Genomic DNA, 15,219 nt, shown 5'->3' on the forward strand with positions numbered 1-15,219 from the left:
AAGAGGTGGGTTTTTTTATGCGTTTTAGTTTTTTATCTTTAAAAGAAAAAAGCTAGCTATGAATTTTAAAACCCAAAAAGAAAACATTCTTTTTTTAGATATAGAAACTGTTCCCTTGTATAAAGAATTTTCTGAGGTTCCAGATATTGAAAAAGAATTGTTTGCTAATAAAACCGCTTACAAAAGAGGAGAGGAAATAAGCGTAGAAGATTTTTATAGCAATGCTGGAATTTGGGCTGAGTTTGGTAAAATTGTTTGTATTTCTGTGGGATATTTTGTCAATAATCAATTAAGAATAACATCCTTTGCTTCTAAAAATGAAAAAGAATTATTGTTAGCGTTTAAAAACGTACTAGTCACTCATTTTAATCAGGCAAAACATTTATTCTGTGGCCATAATGCCAAAGAGTTTGATTTTCCTTTTATCGCTCGTAGAATGATTGTTCATGGGGTAGATTTACCACAGCAATTAAACTTGTTTGGTAAAAAACCATGGGAAATTCCTCATATAGATACGCTAGATTTATGGAAGTTTGGAGATTATAAGCATTATACCTCTTTAAAATTATTAACTCATTTGTTGGGAGTGCCTAGTCCTAAAGGAGACATTGATGGAAGTCAGGTAGGTACTGTTTTTTATCAAGAAGATGATTTGCCACGTATTATTCGTTATTGTGAACAAGATGTTTTGGCTTTAGCCAGAGTGTATATGCGTTTTAATAACGAAGAAATTGTGAAAGATGAAAATGTGGTGTTTGTGTAGTTACATTTGTCGCCGCTGGAAGACCTTTACTAAAACACAAAAGTCCAAACTTAACTGCTTGGACTTTTATTATGATTAGGTGCTCCTGCGGAGTCGAGAACTGTAAAACTAAGATTCTGAATTCTTTTCTAATAAAGCATTCCATCCTTGAGCGGTTAAAGGAACGGATTGGTTGGCTCCACGGGTAATTAAGTTCATTCCACTTGCTTCATCGGTCATGTGACCAATTACTGTTAAATGAGGATTTCCTTTAATTTTATCAAAATCACTTTGAGCAATGGTAAACAACAATTCATAATCTTCACCACCACTTAAAGCAACAGTAGTGCTGTTTAAATCAAATTCTTCACAAGTAGAAATTACCTGAGGATCTAAAGGAAGTTTGTCTTCATAAATATTACATCCTACTTTAGATTGTTGACAAATATGAATGGTTTCCGAAGATAATCCATCAGAAATATCAATCATTGAAGTTGGGATTACATCCAAATCGCTTAAAATTCTAACAATATCTTTTCTAGCTTCAGGCTTTAATTGACGTTCAATTAAATAAGTATAAGCATCTAAATCAGGTTGGTTATTTGGGTCTACTTCAAAAACTTGCTTTTCACGTTCTAATACCTGAAAACCTAAATAAGCCGCTCCTAAATCACCAGTAACTACTAATAAATCATTTTCTTTAGCGGTATTACGGTAAGTAATTTTTTCTTCTTTGGCATGTCCAATAGCAGTTACACTGATCAACAATCCTTTGGTTGATGAGGTAGTATCTCCACCTACCAAATCCACATTATATTTTTCACAAGCCAATTGAATTCCGCTGTACAATTCTTCTACAGCTTCTAAGGGAAATCTGTTAGATAAAGCAATAGATACGGTTATTTGACTTGCATCAGCATTCATTGCATAGACATCCGATAAATTCACCATTACTGCTTTATACCCTAAATGTTTTAATGGCATATAAGATAAATTAAAGTGAACTCCTTCTACTAACAAGTCAGTAGTGACTAAGGTTTTTAAGCCTTTGGCATCTAACACAGCACAATCATCACCCACTCCTTTAATGGTTGAATTTTGAGTAATATTAAAATATTGGGTTAAGTGAGAAATTAAACCAAATTCTCCTAGACTCGCAATGTCTGTTTTTTGTGGTGTTTTATCTTCTAACATATGCTTTTAATTGAAAGGTTTGTGTATTTAAACTACTAATAATATATAAGAAATTACTAATAATTTGCAAAGATACATTTTACATTGAGGAAGTCTATTGTATAATAAATATTATTCATATGCCTTATGATAAAAATCAGTTTAAAAATGGTAAATTTGCAAACGTTTAGATTTAATCTATTTAAGTTATGATAAAAGTATCAGATATAGCTAAGAAAAAAGTAGTAGAACTAATGACCGATGATGGTTATGATGCTGCTAATGATTTTGTTAGAGTAGGAGTTAAGAGTGGAGGATGTTCAGGATTATCGTACGATTTAAAGTTTGATAAAGAACAACAAGAAGGTGATAAGGTTTTTGAAGATAATGGCGTTAAGATTATTGTAGATAAAAAAAGCTTTTTATACTTGGTTGGAACCACTTTAGAATATTCTGGCGGATTGAATGGAACTGGATTTGTTTTTAACAATCCAAATGCGAACAGAACTTGTGGTTGTGGAGAGAGTTTTTCTCTATAAAATTCAAAATAAGTTTTATTTAAAATTTAAGAAAAGAGAGAAGTAGTATGAATTCAAGCAATGATTTGAGTTTTACTATTCAATTTTTAATTACGAAGTAATGAGTAAATATACCGAAGACGACTTAAGGGAAGAATTAAAAACTAAAGAGTATGAATATGGATTTTATACTTATTTAGATGCAGAAACTTTTCCTAAAGGACTGAATGAAGATGTAATTAGAGCAATTTCTTTAAAAAAGGAAGAGCCAGAATGGATGACGGAATGGCGTTTGGATGCTTTCCGTAAATGGGAAGCTATGGCTGAGCCTGAGTGGGCGAATGTGCATTATGAAAAACCAGATTTTCAAAACATTAGTTATTATTCAGCACCTAAAAAAGCAGATCCTAACAAAAGCTTAGACGATGTAGATCCTGAGTTGTTAGAAATGTATAAGAAATTAGGAATTTCTGTTGATGAGCAAAAGAAATTACAAAACATTGCAGTAGATATTGTAGTGGATTCTGTTTCAGTTGCAACTACTTTTAAAAAGACCTTAAACGAAAAAGGAATTATATTTTGTCCAATATCTGAAGCTATTAAAGAGCACCCAGAATTGGTGAAAAAATACATGGGTTCTGTAGTTCCTAAAACAGATAACTTTTATGCAGCATTAAATTCAGCTGTGTTTACAGATGGTTCTTTTTGCTACATTCCAAAAGGAGTAACTTGTCCAATGGAATTGTCTACTTACTTCCGTATCAACGAGAGTGGTACCGGTCAGTTTGAACGTACTCTTGTCATTGCTGATGAAGGTTCTTTTGTAAGTTATTTAGAAGGATGTACTGCTCCAAGTAGAGATGAAAATCAATTACATGCCGCTGTGGTTGAATTAATAGCATTAGATGATGCTGAAATAAAATATTCAACTGTGCAAAACTGGTTCCCTGGTGATGCAAAAGGTAAAGGTGGAGTTTACAACTTTGTAACCAAAAGAGGATTGTGTGAAAAGAATTCTAAAATTTCATGGACTCAAGTAGAAACAGGTTCTGCAGTTACTTGGAAATACCCATCTTGTATTTTAAAAGGAGATAATTCAGTAGGAGAATTTTATTCTATAGCAGTAACTAATAATTATCAGCAAGCAGATACAGGTACAAAAATGATTCACTTAGGTAATAATACCAAAAGTACTATTATTTCTAAAGGGATTTCTGCAGGTCACTCTCATAACAGTTACCGTGGATTGGTAAAAGTAAATGCTAAAGCAGAAAATGCTCGTAACTTTTCACAATGTGATTCGTTATTAATGGGTGATTTATGTGGTGCGCATACTTTTCCTTATATAGAAGTTAAAAACAAATCGGCTCAAATAGAGCACGAAGCAACAACAAGTAAAATTGGTGAAGACCAATTGTTTTATTGTAACCAACGTGGTATAGATACTGAAAAAGCAATTGCATTAATTGTTAACGGATTTAGTAAAGATGTATTGAATAAATTACCAATGGAGTTTGCTGTAGAAGCACAAAAATTACTTGAAATCAGTTTAGAAGGTTCAGTAGGATAATCTACAAGTTTAGAAGTAACAATTAAGAATTAAACGGCTTCACGGCCAATAGCTAAAGCTAAAAGCATAATATAAGATGTTAAAAATAGAAAATTTACACGCAAAAGTAGAAGGTAACGATATCTTAAAAGGATTAAATATTGAAGTAAAACCAGGAGAGGTCCATGCAATCATGGGACCAAATGGTGCTGGTAAAAGTACTTTGGCTTCTGTAGTGGCAGGAAATGAAAATTATGAAGTAACTGATGGTAAAATTTCTTTAGATGGAGAAGATTTAGAAGACTTATCTCCAGATGAAAGAGCTCACAAAGGAATCTTTTTATCGTTCCAATATCCAGTAGAAATTCCAGGTGTAACGGTAACAAACTTTATCAAAACAGCTATCAACGCTAAAAGAAAATCACAAGGTTTAGAAGATATGCCTGCTGCTGAAATGTTAAAGAAAATTAGAGAAAAAGCAGCATTGTTAGAAATTGACAAAACATTCTTATCTCGTTCTTTAAACGAAGGATTTTCTGGAGGTGAAAAGAAACGTAACGAAATTTTCCAAATGGCAATGTTAGAGCCTAAATTGGCCATTTTGGATGAAACAGATTCTGGTTTGGATATTGATGCTTTGCGTATTGTTGCAAACGGAGTAAATAAATTAAAATCAAAAGACAACGCAGTAGTGGTAATTACGCATTACCAACGTTTGTTAGATTATATAGTGCCAGATTTTGTACACGTTTTAGCAGATGGTAAAATTGTAAAATCAGGAGGTAAAGAATTGGCTTTAGAATTAGAAGCTAAAGGATACGACTGGTTGAAGTAAATTGAGTTTTAAAGTTTAATAAAGTTATGTTTTTAGCATAACTACTTTCCAACTTTTAACTTTCCAACTTTATAAACTAAACAAAATGAGTTTACAAAATAAATTAGCAGAAGCATTTAAAGTAAATACTAAAAATGTAACTGTAGAAAATTATAAAAAAGAAGCTTTCGAAGCATTTTCTCAAAAAGGGTTTCCAACAACCAAAGATGAGGAATGGAAGTATACAAGCTTAAGAAGTATCTTAAAAAATGAATACGGAATTGAATCTGCCAAGGCAACTTCTGTAACAGCAGAAACCATTGCTCCATACTTGGTAGAGGGATTAGATTCTTATAAGTTGATTTTTTTAGACGGTGTTTTTCAAGCTTCATTGTCTGATACAATTGAGGAGGTTTCTGTAAAATTGTTATCAGAAGCTATTGAGGATGCTTCTTATGAAGACGTCTTTAAAAACAAATACAATAGCTTAGCAAAAGGACAAACTAGTTTAACTGACTTAAATACTGCTTTTACAAACGAAGGAGTGATTATTGAGGTAGCTAAAAGCAAAGTGGTTTCTAAGCCTGTAGAATTGGTTTATTTGGCTTCTGGAGAAACGGCAGCAATGTTGTTGCAACCGAGAAACTTAATTATAGTTGGAGAGAACGCACAGGTTAAATTCATAGAACGTCATCAATCTATTGCTGATGTGGCAACTTTTAACAATGTGGTTACTGAGGTTTTTGTAGGTCAAAATGGAATTTTTGATTTGTATAAAATTCAAAATGATAAAAACAATGCTTCTTTGGTAGATGCTACTTTTGTGTCTCAAGAAAGAGATACGGTTGCTTCTGTTTATACTTTTTCTTTTGGAGGAAATATTACTAGAAATAACTTATCATTTTCACAAAACGGACCAGGTTGTGATTCTATTTTAAATGGAGTAACTATTTTAGAAGGAGATCAATTGGTAGATAATCACACTTTGGTAGATCATAAATCGCCAGATTGTCAATCAAATGAAACTTATAAAGGAATTTACGGAGGAAAATCAACAGGAGTTTTTAACGGTAAAGTAATTGTAGATCAAGCGGCACAAAGAATCAATGCTTATCAACAAAATGATTCAGTATTGATTTCTGATTCAGCAACCATCAATTCTAAACCACAGTTAGAGATTTTTGCAGATGATGTAAAATGTTCTCATGGATGTACTATTGGTCAGTTAGATAAATCTGCTTTGTTTTATATGCAACAAAGAGGAATTCCTAAAGTTGAAGCAGAAGCATTGTTAATGTTTGCATTCTGTTCTGATGCTATTAAAGAGGTTAAAATTCCTGCTTTAAAACGTAAAATCAATCAATTAATGGCTGATAAATTGGGTGTAAATATCCGTTTTGACGAAATATAATTGATATAGAGATAAATAAAAAAGCGATCTAAAATTAGATCGCTTTTTTTTATGTTATTATGTTTGATTAAAATAAAAAACCCGAATACAAATAATTGCATTCGGGTTTTCTATAAGTTAATCTTGTTTTACTAAGCCTCTACAGGAATAATAGAAACATAAGATTTGTTGTTTCTTTTCTTTTGGAATTCTACAATTCCATCAACTTTTGCATGTAAAGTATGATCTTTACCCATGTAAACATTTTCACCTGGGTTGTGAGTAGTACCTCTTTGACGTACTAAGATGTTACCAGCTAATGCAGCTTGTCCACCAAAAATCTTTACACCTAATCGTTTCGATTCTGATTCTCTACCGTTCTTCGAACTTCCGACACCTTTCTTATGAGCCATAATATTGTGTTTTTATAAGGTTATTTTTTCTTTAATAATTTAGTTAGACACTCAAATTAAGCGTTGATCGCTTCAATTTGGATTTCAGTTAAATACTGACGGTGTCCGTTTTTCTTTTTGTAACCTTTTCTTCTTTTCTTTTTGAAGACGATTACTTTATCACCTTTTAAGTGACCTAAAACTTTAGCTTTTACTGAAGCTCCTTCTATAGCTGGGGCGCCAATAGTAACATCACCATTGTTGTCTACTAATAAAACGTTGTCAAAAGAAACTGAGTCTCCTTCTTCGTTTTGTAAACGGTGAACGTATACTTTTTGATCTTGCGCTACTTTAAATTGCTGCCCTGCTATCTCTACAATTGCGTACATACTTAAATATTTAAAATGCTTGTTAATAAAATGGACGCAAATATACATTTTATTTTTCAACAATGTACAACTAAAAAATATTTTTTTTAATCTTTATTATGCTGGTTTTTATATATTTACAGATAGCTATAAACCATTGTATTTGTTGAAAAGTATTTTTAAAATATTATTTTTAAGCTGTTGTTTCCCAGTTATGTTATCTGCACAAACCAGTGTGAAGGATATTGTTGATACTTATTTTAAGGCAATTGGTGGAATTGAACTGATCGATCAGGTGAATACTTTTTATTCAGTCTCAGAAACAGAAATCAATGGAGAAAAACTAACTATTTATAATAAGCAACAAAAACCTAATTTAAAATCTATTGTTATTAATAAGAATGGAAAGTTTTTATCTAAAAAAGTTTTTAATGGAGACACTGGTTATGAAATTATAGGAAAGGTTAAAAAGAATTATACCAAATCCGAAATTTATAGTAAAATAGATCAAGTGTCTATTTTTCCTGAATTTTACTATTTAAAAAAAGCTGTTTTTTTGGGAAAGAAAGAGGTGATGGGTAGAATTTGTAATGTGCTAGGAGTTGGTGAAAAGAGAATTTTCTATGATGTGATTTCTGGGTTAAAATTAAAAGGGAGTAATGTAAAATTGATAGATGGTCAAAAGATTTTACAAGAGACTTATTATATAGACTATAAAGAAATAAAAGGGATAAAATTTCCTGTGACTTACAGAAGTATTATCAAAAACAGAGAAATTATTTATAATGTAAGATCTATTTCTTTAAATAGAGATGTAACTATCTCAGATTTTGAATAGCTAAGGTTTGTAAACTTTTGTACCTTTGGTTTACTTTTATAAAGAAATTTCAAATGAAAATTATTTCAAAATACTTATGTATTGCTTTTTTGGCAATCCTAACATTGTTAGCATGTAAACCATCTGATCAAAAAAATACTGCAGAGCAAACTAATTTACCAGTAAAATTACAAATCTCTTCTTTAGATATTGAAGGAATGACTTGTGAAATAGGTTGTGCAAGAACCATTGAATCTAAAATTTCAAAAGTTGACGGAGTAACGGTTTCAAAAGTTGATTTTGAGGCTAAAAAAGGAACTTTTACCTATGATGCAAACAAAACATCAGAAGCAAAGATTATCAGTACTATTAATGGTTTGTTAGATGGTAAAACTTATAAAGCAACTGCAGGAAAAACATGTTGTACTACCAAAGAAAGCAAAACTTGTACGCAAGCTTGTGCAGATAAATGTGGTCATAAAGTTGGAGAGGTTTGTGTTAAGTGTAATTCTAAAGAAGAATCTTGTTGTGGTTTAGAGAAAGCAAAAGATTTTTCTAAAGCGTGTGCTGAAAAATGTAATCACAAAGAAGGAGAATCTTGTGGTCAATGTGCTACTAAAAGTGAAGCGTGTAAACCTGGTTGTGATAAGCCTTGTTGTTCAACAGAAAACAAATAATTTAATTCTATAAGTTTTTGTTCGTAAGGAATGATTTTTGCTATTATATAAAATCATAAAAATGAATATTAAATAATGAAGTTGAGTTTATCTAAAACATTAAATATAGCGATTGTATCCGTCTATTTAATTTTTCTAGCAGGTTCTGTTGTTAGAATGACAGGGTCTGGAATGGGATGTCCAGATTGGCCTAAATGTTTTGGACATTATATTCCGCCAACTTCAGAAGAACAATTAACTTGGAAACCTAACACACCTTTTAAGAAAGGGTATATTATAATTCATAATGATGCTCTTTTTGTGGCAAATAGTAGTTTAAAAACGGGTTCAGAATTTAATCCCGAAAATTGGACAGCGTATAAAAAACATGAATATGCACAATTTAATGTATATCATACTTATACTGAATATGTAAACAGATTGGCTTCTGTACTTGCTGGTTTTGTTTTCTTAATTCTTTTATGGAAAGTTACTTTTAATCCTTTAAAAAGAAGAGGGGTTGCTCCATTGGTGTATGTTGCTTTTTTAGGAATGTTGTTTGAAGCCTGGCTAGGTAAAGTTGTGGTAGATAGTTTTTTAACACCATATATTATAACGCTACACATGATTGGCGGTTTGTTAATTATAGGTCTTTTGTTAAGAGCTAAATTTTTGTTAAACGCAACACCATCATTTAGCAATAAGTACAGTAAAACTTTTCATAGGTTATTAATAATTTCTTTGTTAATGATGATTGGTCAAATTCTTTTAGGAACGCAGGTAAGGCAGTATGTTGATGAACAAGTAAAATTATTTGGTTTTGAACAAAAAGAATTCAGATTGCTAAATCCTAGTTTTAAATTTTATTTTCATAGATCATTTACCATTGCGGTTGTGTTGGTAAATGCCTTTTTGTATTGGGTAAATCAAAAATATAACTTAGGATTTAAAGGGGTAAAATATGTTATTATCCTATTGGTGTTTGAAGCGCTTTCAGGAATTTTAATGTATTACGTTCATTTCCCTTTTGGAACACAAGCGGTACATTTACTAACAGGAGCAATGTTGTTTGGTTTGTTACTTTATATGTTGTTTACTTCTTTTAGATTAAAAAGATTCTCTTCTTAATTTTTCCATTCTAAAGTCTCAATCAATTTTTCAATATCTTTTTTGATGTAATTAATGGCGGGTAGAATTGAGTCATAATTTGGAGATACATTAAAATATAAAGCTCCGCTAAGAAAGTGTTTGGTAGAATCTGTTGCTTGAAATTGAATACTAGAGGCTGCATCTCCGGAAACTTCAAACAATTTAGCATATATCTTTTTGTTCCGATTTTCGTAAGGATACATTTCAATATTATCGGCTTTTAAAGCATGTTTATATGTTAGTTTTTCGGCATCAGTGATTAATTCGGCTAAATTATTATCAACTTTTTGATACGTCATATTAATGTCTGCTTTTAATTTAGGGTAATGTAAATCTGACCATAAATTATTTTGAACATTTAAGATAGCCTGATCAGAATATTTAAAATGATATGGTAGTTGATTATAGCTGTCTTGATATTTTGCCTGAGGATAGTTTAGGTTTAAATAGGCGTTGGGTTTTGGGGTTACATCGCTATCACAACTTATAAAAAGAAAGGTAAAGCTTAAAAAAGTTGAAAATAATTTCATTTAATAGGTGCTTTTAGGCAATAGCTACTTTTATTTGCTTGATTCGTTTACGATCTATAGCCTCTACAGTAAAGGTAAGGTTTTGGTAGGCTATTTTTTCAAACTTTCTAGGGAATCTACCAGAGAGTTCTAATAGTAAACCAGCTAAAGTTTCTGATTCTCCTTTGTCTTTTTCAAAAGAAACCTCATCAAGTTCTAGCACTTTACAAAAATCTTTAAGGTTTATTTTACCATCAAACACATAGTTGTTTTCATCAATTTTAGAGTAAGACAAATCTACTTCATCAAACTCATCACTAATATCTCCAACAATCTCTTCAATTACGTCTTCTAAGGTAACCAATCCGCTGGTCCCTCCATATTCATCAACTACAATGGCTAAATGGTTTTTACGTTCTTGGAAATCAATCAGCAGGTCATCTAGTTTTTTGTTTTCCGGAACAAAAAAGGGTTCTCTAATTAATGGAATCCAATTGAATGTTTTTTTGTGTAGGTGAGGTAGTAAGTCTTTGGTGTAAAGAACTCCAATAATTTCATCAATATTATTATCGTATACGGGGTTTCTAGAGAATCCTTTATCTGCAATAATTTCTAAAACTTCTGCAAAAGTTGCTTTTTTAGAAATGGCACAAATATCCATTCTAGGATTCATAATTTGTACGGTTTCTGTATTTCCAAAATTTACAATTCCTTCAAGAATATTTTTTTGTTCAGCAGTAGTTTCTTCTTCTGATGTAAGTTCTAATGCTTGTGATAAATCATCTACGGAAAAATTGCTTTTACTGCTTCTTAATCTTTTTTCAATTAGATTAGAAAGTCCAGTTAAGGGACCGGTAATAAGAATAAAAACTTTGTCTAAAAACAATAAAACTGGACTCATTAAAAGTGCAAATTCTTTAGCGTTTCTAGTGGCGTAAATTTTAGGTAGTACCTCTCCAAAAATTAAAATGATGAAAGTAATTAGTACAACTTCTATTAGAAATCGGATGTTTACTTTAAAGAAAAATAAGTTTAGTTTAAAAGTTAAATCGCTAAAAAAAACTTCACCCAAACTGGCAAAAAGCAAAACAATTAAAATGTTAATGGCGTTATTGGCAACCAAAACATTTGCTAAAAGTCTTTTAGGTTTAGAAATTAATTTGGTTAATTTTTTTGCATTTCCAGTATCTAAACTTTCTAATTGGTCTAATTCTGATTTTGTAAGAGAGAAAAATGCAACTTCAGATCCTGAGATTAATGCAGAGCATATTAATAGGCCTAACGTAAAGAGGCAACTTATAATGGTGTCTAATGGTATTCCGGTATCGTATATGGGATCAGGCAATGTTTTGTGGTTTTTTAAAATGGTAAATCGTCAATAATATTTCCAGGATTATTTTTTTCTTGTGTGGAATTATCATGTTTGTTTTCGTTCTTTGAAGATAAAAAATTCATATCAACAACGTGAATTTCGGTGGTATATTTTTTTACACCTTCTAATTCCCATTCACGAGTTTTAATTTTCCCTTCGCAATAAACTTTATCTCCTTTGGTTAAAAATTTTTCACAAATTTCGGCTAATTTATTTCTAACTACAATATTATGCCATTCAGTTGTAGTAGTTTTTTCACCAGTAGTTTTATTGGTATAAGTTTCGTTGGTAGCAAGTGGAAATCTAGCAATACAACCTCCGCCATCAAAATAGTGGGTTTTCACATTGTCACCTAAGTGACCAATAAGCATTACTTTGTTTAAGGTACCAGCCATGATTATAATCTTTCTATCAAAATTAATGAAAATTTATTTGCTTTTGTACTCTTCTAAGAAATTGTGTATCAGTTTAGGAACTGCATAATCATCAATGTTTTTCCATGCTGTTAGTTCAAAGTTTTTAATATTATTAGTGTTGATGATCCAAAAATGAGTGTGTAAATGTTGATGTGTTAATTTATGAATCCATGGTTCAGAGTTAAATAGACTGATATCAACATTTTTAAATTCATTATTTTTAAAAAAATCATGCTGAAACAAGGTTTCTTGATTTACAGGTTCATTTGTTTCAATTAAGGGAAATTGATATAAATTTTTCCAAATTCCGTTCCCAGTTCTTTTTTCAATAATTGTAGATTCTCCATTATCAATCACTATAAAATTAAAAAACTTGTTTTTAACTTTTAGTTTTTTCTCTTTTACAGGTAATGAGTTGATTAAATTTTTAGCTTTTGCCATACATCCATCAGCCAAAACACAAGTCTCACAAGTTGGATTTTGAGGTTTACAAACCATAGAGCCAAAATCCATAATGGCTTGGTTGTAGTTTTTAGGATTTGCATTCTGAATTAGTTCTTGAGCCAATTCTTTAAAATATTTAATTCCTTTTGGAGAGTTGATTGGGATGTCTATATTAAAGTATCTAGATAATACTCTGTAAACATTCCCGTCTACCACTGCTGTTTTTTCGTTAAAACAAATAGAAGCAATGGCTGAAGCAGTATAATCACCTACTCCTTTTAGCTTTAATAACTCTTTATAGGTGGTAGGGAATTTTCCGTTAAGCTCATTACATATATATTGAGCAGAAAAATGTAAGTTCCTAGCTCTGGAGTAATATCCTAATCCTTGCCAATCTTTTAATACTTCGTCTTCACTTGCGTTTGCCAAATCTTGAACGGTTGGATAATGCTCTGTAAAGACCTTATAATAGTCTAAACCTTGCTGAATTCTGGTTTGTTGAAGTATAATTTCTGATAGCCAAATAAAATACGGATTAGAAGAATTTCGCCAGGGTAAATTTCTTTGATTATTTAAATACCACATTTCCAGTATCTTATAAAATTCCATATCTTTGTAGTTGGGATTGCAAACTTACATAAAACTTCTATTAAAAATAGATGGTTAATCTTTTTAGAATTAATTAATTATCATATATTTGCGTCCTCAATTTTTTTCTAGAAACAATAAATTTAATAAGAAATGACGAAAGCAGATTTAGTTACGACAATTGCAGATAAATCAGGAATTGAAAAGGCTGATGTTTTGGCAACTGTTGAAGCGTTTATGGATGAAGTAAAGAATGCTTTAGAAAACGGAGACAATGTTTACTTAAGAGGTTTCGGAAGTTTTGTAATCAAAACTAGAGCTGAAAAAACAGGAAGAAACATTTCTAAAAACACAACAATTAAGATTCCAGCACACAATATCCCAGCATTTAAACCTGCGAAGACATTTACTGAAGGAGTTAAAGCAAAAGTAGAAGTAAAGTAGTAGCTTTACCAAAAAATAGATTATTAACAATCTCTAAATAAGGAGACTTTAAATTATAACATTATGCCAAGCGGTAAAAAGAGAAAAAGAGCTAAGATCTCTACTCACAAACGTAAGAAAAGATCAAGAGCTAACAGACATAAGAAAAAGTAAGTTTTAAAACTTACTTTTTCTTGTTTTTTATGGTTTCGTAAAACCATAACACGTTCATTGACATTAAGACAAACGTCTTAATTATCAATACACTTATTTTTAATCGTGTTACGCAAGTAGCATATAATACAAAATCAGGATGAAATTAGAATTAATAATTCGTTCGAATTCTTCTGATATAGATTTTGCATTACTTAGAGATGGTAGATTAATTGAGTTAAATAATGAATCTAACGATAACAAAATATCGGTAGGTGATATTTTTTTAGCCAAAGCAGGAAAAGTTTTAAAAGGTTTAAACGCCTCTTTTGTTGATGTTGGTTATTCTAAAGATGGTTTTTTACATTACCATGATCTAGGAGCTCAAGTAAATTCTCTAAATAGTTTTTTAAAGAAAATAAGTACAGGTAATTACAAAGATTTTACGTTAAGCAAATTTCAATTTGAAAAAGATATTGATAAAGGAGGTAGCATTGACAAGGTTTTAAAACCAAAGCAAAACATTCTTGTTCAAATTGTAAAAGAACCCATATCTACCAAAGGACCACGAATTAGTTCTGAGTTGTCCATTGCAGGTAGGTATTTAGTTTTAGTTCCGTTTTCTAACAGAGTTTCTGTTTCCCAAAAGATTGAAGATCCAAAGGAAAAAGAAAGATTAAAAAAACTGGCAAAAAGTATCAAACCCAAAGGGTTTGGACTAATTCTGCGCACAGTAGCACAAGGAAAAAAGGTTGCAGAATTAGACAAAGATTTACAAAATTCACTTCAACGATGGGTGGACATGTGTAAACGTATTCCAAATACAAATACACCTACCAAAGTTTTAAGTGAGTTAAATAGAGCATCTTCTATATTAAGAGATGTTTTGAATGATTCTTTTACAAGTATTGTTGTTGATGACCCTGAGTTAGCAACAGAAATACGAGATTACATTCAGGAAATAGATCCTAAAAAAGTCGGAATAGTAAATGACTATGATGGCAATACTCCAATATTTGAAAAATACGGAATTGAAAGACAGATTAAAGCTGCTTTTGGTGAAACCGTATCAATGAGTAAAGGTGCTTATTTGGTGATAGAACATACCGAAGCATTGCACGTTATTGATGTAAATAGTGGAAATAGGTCTAACAAAGCCAATTCACAACAAGACACTGCGCTTGAAGTCAACTTAATTGCAGCAACAGAAATTGCACGTCAGCTAAGGTTAAGAGACATGGGTGGAATTATAGTGGTCGATTTTATTGATATGAATAGCAATGAAAACAGACAACAACTATATGAACATTTAAAAAATGAAATGGCTACTGATAGAACCAAACACAAAATTTTACCTCCAAGTAAGTTTGGTTTAGTGCAAATTACTCGTCAACGTGTTCGTCCAGAAACGAATATCAAAACACGAGAACCTAATCCGAATAAAAACGGAGAGGTAGAGGCACCTATAGTGCTGGTTAGTAAGATTGATGTTGAACTAAGAAAAATCTTATCGACTAATAAACGTAACGAAAAAATCTTTTTACATGTACATCCATTTGTAGCTGCATTTTTAAAAAGAAGACTAAACTCTCAACAAAGAGCTTGGTTTGCAGAACATAAAAAATGGATTCGTATTATTCCAAGAGATGCTTATATGTATTTACAATATAAGTTTTCTTTTAAAAAGTAAAATCATATCAAAAAAAGCCCATCAAATTAATTTGATGGGCTTTTTTATTTTATAGA

The 15,219-nt window shown here is 31.1% G+C and carries 17 protein-coding genes; 10 read left to right on the forward strand and 7 right to left on the reverse strand.

All coding sequences use genetic code 11. From position 1 onward, the window contains the following. The first annotated feature begins 58 nt into the window (after positions 1–58). Positions 59–763: a 3'-5' exonuclease gene (locus BUB70_RS02725; RefSeq protein ID WP_073118144.1), complete on the forward strand. Its 705-nt coding sequence runs from the start codon at positions 59–61 to the stop codon at positions 761–763. Between the two features lie 108 nt (positions 764–871). Here BUB70_RS02725 and thiL read toward each other — a convergent pair whose 3' ends face one another. After that, positions 872–1,936, reverse strand: a complete 1,065-nt coding sequence (gene thiL, locus BUB70_RS02730; RefSeq protein ID WP_073118145.1) for a thiamine-phosphate kinase — start codon at positions 1,934–1,936, stop codon at positions 872–874. A gap of 188 nt (positions 1,937–2,124) precedes the next feature. On the opposite strand from thiL, the gene BUB70_RS02735 reads away from it, so the two are divergent. From BUB70_RS02735 to sufD, 4 genes are all read left to right on the forward strand, one after another. Next, complete coding sequence (locus tag BUB70_RS02735) at positions 2,125–2,454, forward strand: HesB/IscA family protein (protein ID WP_073118146.1); 330 nt, start codon at positions 2,125–2,127, stop codon at positions 2,452–2,454. Between the two features lie 100 nt (positions 2,455–2,554). After that, positions 2,555–4,003, forward strand: coding sequence for a Fe-S cluster assembly protein SufB (gene sufB / locus BUB70_RS02740; RefSeq protein WP_073118147.1), 1,449 nt, complete (start codon positions 2,555–2,557; stop codon positions 4,001–4,003). 76 nt (positions 4,004–4,079) lie between these two features. Continuing rightward, on the forward strand, positions 4,080–4,817 hold the full coding sequence (sufC, locus tag BUB70_RS02745; RefSeq protein WP_073118148.1) for a Fe-S cluster assembly ATPase SufC: 738 nt from the start codon (positions 4,080–4,082) through the stop codon (positions 4,815–4,817). Positions 4,818–4,902: 85 nt separating this feature from the next. After that, positions 4,903–6,207: a Fe-S cluster assembly protein SufD gene (gene sufD / locus BUB70_RS02750; RefSeq protein ID WP_073118149.1), complete on the forward strand. Its 1,305-nt coding sequence runs from the start codon at positions 4,903–4,905 to the stop codon at positions 6,205–6,207. Between the two features lie 131 nt (positions 6,208–6,338). Here sufD and rpmA read toward each other — a convergent pair whose 3' ends face one another. Both rpmA and rplU read right to left on the reverse strand, forming a co-directional pair. Continuing rightward, the gene (gene rpmA / locus BUB70_RS02755; protein ID WP_073118150.1) at positions 6,339–6,599 is read right to left on the reverse strand and encodes a 50S ribosomal protein L27; all 261 of its coding nucleotides are present in this window, start codon (positions 6,597–6,599) and stop codon (positions 6,339–6,341) included. Positions 6,600–6,655: 56 nt separating this feature from the next. Further along, a complete protein-coding gene (gene rplU / locus BUB70_RS02760; RefSeq protein WP_073118151.1) occupies positions 6,656–6,967 on the reverse strand; it encodes a 50S ribosomal protein L21 in 312 nt (103 codons plus the stop codon). A 193-nt stretch (positions 6,968–7,160) separates the two neighbouring features. Here rplU and BUB70_RS02765 point away from each other — a divergent pair, with 193 nt between their 5' ends. The 3 genes from BUB70_RS02765 to BUB70_RS02775 all read left to right on the forward strand — a co-directional run bounded on the left by BUB70_RS02765 (position 7,161) and on the right by BUB70_RS02775 (position 9,547). Further along, entirely contained in the window at positions 7,161–7,784 is a 624-nt protein-coding gene (locus BUB70_RS02765) for a hypothetical protein (RefSeq protein ID WP_073118152.1), read from the forward strand. 53 nt (positions 7,785–7,837) lie between these two features. Then, a complete protein-coding gene (locus tag BUB70_RS02770; RefSeq protein ID WP_073118153.1) occupies positions 7,838–8,440 on the forward strand; it encodes a heavy-metal-associated domain-containing protein in 603 nt (200 codons plus the stop codon). A 75-nt stretch (positions 8,441–8,515) separates the two neighbouring features. Beyond that, on the forward strand, positions 8,516–9,547 hold the full coding sequence (locus BUB70_RS02775) for a COX15/CtaA family protein (RefSeq protein WP_073118154.1): 1,032 nt from the start codon (positions 8,516–8,518) through the stop codon (positions 9,545–9,547). On the opposite strand, the gene gldD is transcribed toward BUB70_RS02775, so the two are convergent. The 4 genes from gldD to mutY are packed head-to-tail and all read right to left on the reverse strand — an operon-like array spanning position 9,544 to position 12,918. Beyond that, positions 9,544–10,098, reverse strand: a complete 555-nt coding sequence (gldD, locus tag BUB70_RS02780; protein ID WP_073118155.1) for a gliding motility lipoprotein GldD — start codon at positions 10,096–10,098, stop codon at positions 9,544–9,546. The two genes, BUB70_RS02775 and gldD, sit on opposite strands and share 4 nt — an antisense overlap. Positions 10,099–10,111: 13 nt before the next feature. Continuing rightward, the gene (gene gldE, locus BUB70_RS02785) at positions 10,112–11,422 is read right to left on the reverse strand and encodes a gliding motility-associated protein GldE (protein WP_084730145.1); all 1,311 of its coding nucleotides are present in this window, start codon (positions 11,420–11,422) and stop codon (positions 10,112–10,114) included. A 14-nt stretch (positions 11,423–11,436) separates the two neighbouring features. After that, positions 11,437–11,844 (reverse strand): single-stranded DNA-binding protein, encoded by a 408-nt coding sequence (locus BUB70_RS02790; protein WP_073118157.1) that lies wholly within the window; start codon positions 11,842–11,844, stop codon positions 11,437–11,439. A 33-nt stretch (positions 11,845–11,877) separates the two neighbouring features. Continuing rightward, on the reverse strand, positions 11,878–12,918 hold the full coding sequence (gene mutY, locus BUB70_RS02795) for an A/G-specific adenine glycosylase (RefSeq protein ID WP_073118158.1): 1,041 nt from the start codon (positions 12,916–12,918) through the stop codon (positions 11,878–11,880). Between the two features lie 132 nt (positions 12,919–13,050). Here mutY and BUB70_RS02800 point away from each other — a divergent pair, with 132 nt between their 5' ends. Then, positions 13,051–13,341 (forward strand): HU family DNA-binding protein, encoded by a 291-nt coding sequence (locus tag BUB70_RS02800; protein ID WP_010136136.1) that lies wholly within the window; start codon positions 13,051–13,053, stop codon positions 13,339–13,341. 292 nt (positions 13,342–13,633) lie between these two features. Then, the gene (locus BUB70_RS02805; protein ID WP_073118159.1) at positions 13,634–15,163 is read left to right on the forward strand and encodes an Rne/Rng family ribonuclease; all 1,530 of its coding nucleotides are present in this window, start codon (positions 13,634–13,636) and stop codon (positions 15,161–15,163) included. Positions 15,164–15,219: the final 56 nt, after the last annotated feature.

The organism is Wenyingzhuangia marina (assembly GCF_900130035.1).
Classification (GTDB): domain Bacteria; phylum Bacteroidota; class Bacteroidia; order Flavobacteriales; family Flavobacteriaceae; genus Wenyingzhuangia; species Wenyingzhuangia marina.